Here is a 3,642-nt window from a genome sequence, read left to right as displayed (position 1 = left end):
TTTTCAAGGCATAGTACCCGCTATGTCCAATGTTTATGTCCATTTTTCTCAAATTTCTTTTCCTGCACCATATTCAGTTGTCAATTTTCAGTTAGAATCACATTCATTGAGATTCCGAGAAGTTATTCTTTATAATATTAATTAAAATAACACTGAAACATTTCTGTATGAATGGATTGCAGCATAGCAATCTGCATATTGCTTTTCATTTATATGTAATTCTCCTCTAATCTCATTAGGAAGATATCCTGCCATATTAAGCATTAATACTTCTTTTTGAAGTTTTGAGAGTTTACTGAGGTATAATAACATTCTCTTACTATATCTTTCTTCATCCTTTTCAAACAACTCTCTTTCAATAGAGAAGTCATCAGCAATCATATCTCCAATAGTAGAATTTTCATCGTCACCGATAGGTGTATCAATTGAAATCGACATTCTATCTGACTTACGCTTCTCACGGTTTCTTCTTGTAATTTCAGTCTTGATTTTATTTAACAAACAAGAATACAGAAAACCATCAAATGACTGTGATTCATCATATCGTTTCATAACATCCACAAAAACTTCATTTGCAAGAGAATAAAAATCATCCAAATCTTTATCTGATAATCCTCCAAATTTCGATAAAATCTTATCAACCATCTTATGAAGTTTTTTTGCATTGTTCTCATAATATGTAATTAATATCTTATCCATTATTGATACACCTCTTTGAAATTATTATCTATTTTTACTTTTCTCTGATGCTTTTACCATAACTTCCTGAAAATTGGGTTCTTTTGTATAAACTCTATCATGACATTTTTTACACTCGTGGAATCTTCTGGCTGATGATCTATCGTCTCCCGTTCTTCGTCCATACGTAGTACCAGCACTCATCACAATCATACATTTTTTACATAACATTTAGCCTCACCTCTCAATCCAATAAATCCAATGCCTTTTGATAATATTCTGTTCTACCTTTATATTCTGTATGTTTAGCTTTAGTAAGTTCTAATTTTATCTTTTCAATAGTATAGCTATATGTAATTGCATCTTCCATTACTTTGATGTAATCCAAACATTGTTTAATATGTTTGTGCTTGTCTCTTACCTCATCAAGAAGATATCCAACTTTCGCCATTTTATGGGCTTGTGCCTTTTTCCCAGCGTTATCTTCTCTATATTTTTGTAATGCATGAGCAATATCTGATCCAGCAGAATCATACTTGGATAAACCATTAAGTAATTCTTCTTCATAAGTTTTAAGTTGTGTCATACTCCATCCAGCAAGACCAATAATGGATCTTGTTTCTATATATATCTTTTCTATAATTGGCTCTTCGAATTCTATATTATTTTCTCCAAGATAAACACCTCCATTACCTTTATAATACTTTGATGTATTAGCTTTCTCACCAGTATCTTCATTCACCATATAATATTCTTTAATCCATGCTTTCTTTTTACTCCTATCATTCAGTATTGTCCTGGCTTGTTTATATGTAAACTTCTTTGCCATAACTGGTGAAGATGTACTAATATAAACATCCTTTTGACATGGGTTCTCCATTATATAATTTTTACCATCAGTCAAAATAAACATATTATCCTTCTCCTTTTTTTAAATGGGTAAAAAAATAACAGTGTTAAACATTATTTCTCTTTTTTAGTAATTAAAAAATGTAAAACAACTTTATTGTTGATTATAAAATTTTTACTTAACACTTTAAACGAAATTGTACATATTAACATATAAATGTACAATTTCGCAAAAATAATTTTATTGATTTATTGCTGAAACGCTTGAAAATGCTTGACTAAAATATCTATAAAAGGTAGAATAATAGTAAGTGCATTTTCTGCGTTTCAAATTCTTGCCAGTTCGGCGTTGAATTTGTGTGTAAAAAGTCCTGTCTGATCAGAGGTGTTGGCTCACCGTTTGCATGATTGGATAGGTCTTTTGCTTGGCTATAACAAATTATAGAACATGTGTTCGTTTTTGTCAATGCCTATTTCGAACGTTTGTTTGCACCTCATTCTAATTGTGGAAATAAGATGTTATGAATTGTATCCTTTTCCTTTAAAACTCCATACAATGATATTGTTCCAAAGAAATCATTATCTTGGTATCGTATATTATTTGCTTGCTTAATCAATTCCTCTCCATTCTTTTTCTTTATTTTTCTGGGAACACTATGAATATATGTTTTTCTATCTACAACTGATAACATAACCATATCATTATCATTCATATGTTTCATCAGCTCACATGCTTCTTTAGCAGAACAAATAATTACTTCCATTATGCTAACACCTCTTCCCAATTAATATTTTCTCCAAAGAAAAATGTGTTAAAACAAACCTTGTTAACGCTGTTTCTTTGTTTCGCATCTGATACATTTCCCAATTTTTTTATTACTTCTTCTTTACAAATCGTTTGCGGCTGTTCTCCTAAGATCATTGAATAAGTAGATAATCCTGTTTCAGACTCAGCCTGAAGACACCCATGAACCGGGAGGTATTGCTTTTTTATAATATGTGTCAAAGGCATTACAGTAATGATACTTGCATTAGTAGTACCTTTCTCATTACTTACAATTATATATGGTCTTCTCTTTTTCTGTATAGAGCCAGTACCATAATCTAATTCTGCCTCTATGATGTCGTATCTATGAAGCTCCATATGTATCCTCCTCTCTCTTTATGTAAATTTGCCTTTGATATTTCACATTTTATCATGTTAAGATTATATTGTCAACAGTATATTCTTAAAAACATATTTATTTTCTTAACATTATATGGTAAAGTATATATTGTTAAAAGTGGAGGTGTTATAATTATGCGCTTAAATATAAAACCTAAAGTTGATGAAAAAGGGCTTAATAAACATCAACTTTCAAAATTAATTCAATTGGGTTATACTGCAACCTGCAATTTATATGAAGGTAAAACTGAACGTATTTATTTTGATACCTTGGAAAATATATGTAAAGTTCTTGAATGCAGCCCCAATGATATACTTATATCGGATGATCCAAAAATGAAAAAACTTCTTGCATATAATAAAAGCGATACCACTTTCTAATAGTATCGCTTTCCGAGTCCCATAAAACGGACAGGAAAATATTTCTTTATTGATTTACCTATAAAACTCATAATATAAATCTTTTTCTAATTAGATCATTCTGTAATCACTTAACAGAATTTTTTCTCTTGAAGTTTCTCGCATATCTCTAATTGTAGGCAGCCCGTATTTTTTACCATATTTGCATAATCCACAGCTGCAATGAATTTTTCCCTTCGAATACTGTCCGTCGTGTTTATACCAGTCAAGTCCGTATACGGCTTTACTAATACGCTTTTTTCTGAGTATTGTCTTGTCTCTTACATACCTACGGTATCCTATACCTCTATATTCTGTGCTCATAACTGAGTCCTCCTTGATATTATTTGCACCCTGCAGGCATCTATCAAGGCTGAAAACACCTACAGGATACATATGTGGACTCTTATATTCATGATTTCAATTATCCAAACTTAAATAAAATCCAAACCTTTCAGAAAAAAGACGTAAACCGCAACAAATACCGTCTGAAAAGGTTTGGATTTTATTTTTGGTGTATGATTCCTTTATAACAAAAAAAGGGAGGTCAT

At 30.8% G+C, this 3,642-nt stretch carries 6 protein-coding genes; 1 reads left to right on the top strand and 5 read right to left on the bottom strand.

All coding sequences use genetic code 11. The annotated features are described in order from the left end of the window. Positions 1-141: 141 nt before the first annotated feature. From NSB25_RS28830 to NSB25_RS28815, 4 genes are all read right to left on the bottom strand, one after another. Complete coding sequence (locus NSB25_RS28830) at positions 142-699, bottom strand: sigma factor (protein ID WP_103242764.1); 558 nt, start codon at positions 697-699, stop codon at positions 142-144. Positions 700-922: 223 nt separating this feature from the next. Beyond that, a complete protein-coding gene (locus NSB25_RS28825) occupies positions 923-1,591 on the bottom strand; it encodes a hypothetical protein (protein WP_103242763.1) in 669 nt (222 codons plus the stop codon). A 430-nt stretch (positions 1,592-2,021) separates the two neighbouring features. After that, a complete protein-coding gene (locus NSB25_RS28820; RefSeq protein WP_103242762.1) occupies positions 2,022-2,291 on the bottom strand; it encodes a hypothetical protein in 270 nt (89 codons plus the stop codon). Continuing rightward, positions 2,291-2,671 carry a type II toxin-antitoxin system PemK/MazF family toxin gene (locus NSB25_RS28815; RefSeq protein ID WP_103242761.1) on the bottom strand — a complete coding sequence of 127 codons (381 nt, stop codon included), beginning with the start codon at positions 2,669-2,671 and terminating at the stop codon, positions 2,291-2,293. The genes NSB25_RS28820 and NSB25_RS28815 overlap by 1 nt, the downstream gene beginning before the upstream one ends. A 156-nt stretch (positions 2,672-2,827) precedes the next feature. Between NSB25_RS28815 and NSB25_RS28810 the strand changes: the two genes are divergently transcribed. Next, positions 2,828-3,073, top strand: a complete 246-nt coding sequence (locus NSB25_RS28810; protein ID WP_103242760.1) for a helix-turn-helix domain-containing protein — start codon at positions 2,828-2,830, stop codon at positions 3,071-3,073. A 90-nt stretch (positions 3,074-3,163) separates the two neighbouring features. Here NSB25_RS28810 and NSB25_RS28805 read toward each other — a convergent pair whose 3' ends face one another. Further along, positions 3,164-3,415, bottom strand: coding sequence for a hypothetical protein (locus NSB25_RS28805; RefSeq protein ID WP_103242759.1), 252 nt, complete (start codon positions 3,413-3,415; stop codon positions 3,164-3,166). Positions 3,416-3,642 lie beyond the last annotated feature (227 nt).

This window comes from Acetatifactor muris, from assembly GCF_024623325.1.
Lineage (GTDB): Bacteria > Bacillota > Clostridia > Lachnospirales > Lachnospiraceae > Acetatifactor > Acetatifactor muris.
Note: the sequence above shows the minus strand (reverse complement) of the source record. Positions and strands in the feature narration are given on the sequence as shown.

What these genes read in the sequence shown, in the direction of transcription:
- NSB25_RS28815 (WP_103242761.1), bottom strand. Translation starts at nt 2,671, where the DNA reads ATGGAGCTTCATAGATACGACATCATAGAGGCAGAATTAGATTATGGT.
- NSB25_RS28810 (WP_103242760.1), top strand. Translation starts at nt 2,828, where the DNA reads ATGCGCTTAAATATAAAACCTAAAGTTGATGAAAAAGGGCTTAATAAA.
- NSB25_RS28825 (WP_103242763.1), bottom strand. Translation starts at nt 1,591, where the DNA reads ATGTTTATTTTGACTGATGGTAAAAATTATATAATGGAGAACCCATGT.
- NSB25_RS28820 (WP_103242762.1), bottom strand. Translation starts at nt 2,291, where the DNA reads ATGGAAGTAATTATTTGTTCTGCTAAAGAAGCATGTGAGCTGATGAAA.
- NSB25_RS28805 (WP_103242759.1), bottom strand. Translation starts at nt 3,415, where the DNA reads ATGAGCACAGAATATAGAGGTATAGGATACCGTAGGTATGTAAGAGAC.
- NSB25_RS28830 (WP_103242764.1), bottom strand. Translation starts at nt 699, where the DNA reads ATGGATAAGATATTAATTACATATTATGAGAACAATGCAAAAAAACTT.